Origin of the sequence: Thiomonas delicata, assembly GCF_900088825.1 — a bacterium.
Lineage (GTDB): Bacteria > Pseudomonadota > Gammaproteobacteria > Burkholderiales > Burkholderiaceae_C > Thiomonas_A > Thiomonas_A delicata.
This window is the reverse complement of record NZ_LT592183.1, coordinates 1-363: the sequence shown is the minus strand read 5'-3', so window position 1 is coordinate 363 and position 363 is coordinate 1. Positions and strand designations below refer to the sequence as shown.

Below are 363 nucleotides of genomic sequence, written 5' to 3'. Positions count from 1 at the left end.
CGTCGCACGCCGATTCAGGATGCTCCTGAAAGCTGCGCAACACGCGCACGTCCGGCAATCCCATGCCCAGCGAGCGGCAGTGGCGAATGAAGTTGAGCTGCTCCAGGTGGACGCTGGTGTAGTTGCGATAGCCGTTGTCCTCGCGGGCGGGCGCGTCCAGCAAGCCCTCGCGCTCGTAAAAACGCACCGTCTCCACATCGCAGTGGCCGCGCCGCGCCAATTCCCCGATTCGCATGTTGCATTCCCCTCTCGTGCAAGGCACTTGACCCTGTAGCAGGTACGGGCTGTTCAATGATCGCACTGTTCACCGAGATCCGCCATCATGAGCCAGCACGACCCCACCAGCACAGCGTTACGCCTGCC

At 62.8% G+C, this 363-nt stretch carries 1 protein-coding gene; it reads right to left on the bottom strand.

The features are described from left to right. The coding region (locus tag THIARS_RS17955) for a MerR family transcriptional regulator (RefSeq protein ID WP_141202466.1) at positions 1–235 on the bottom strand (235 nt) is incomplete at its 3' end. Positions 236–363 lie beyond the last annotated feature (128 nt).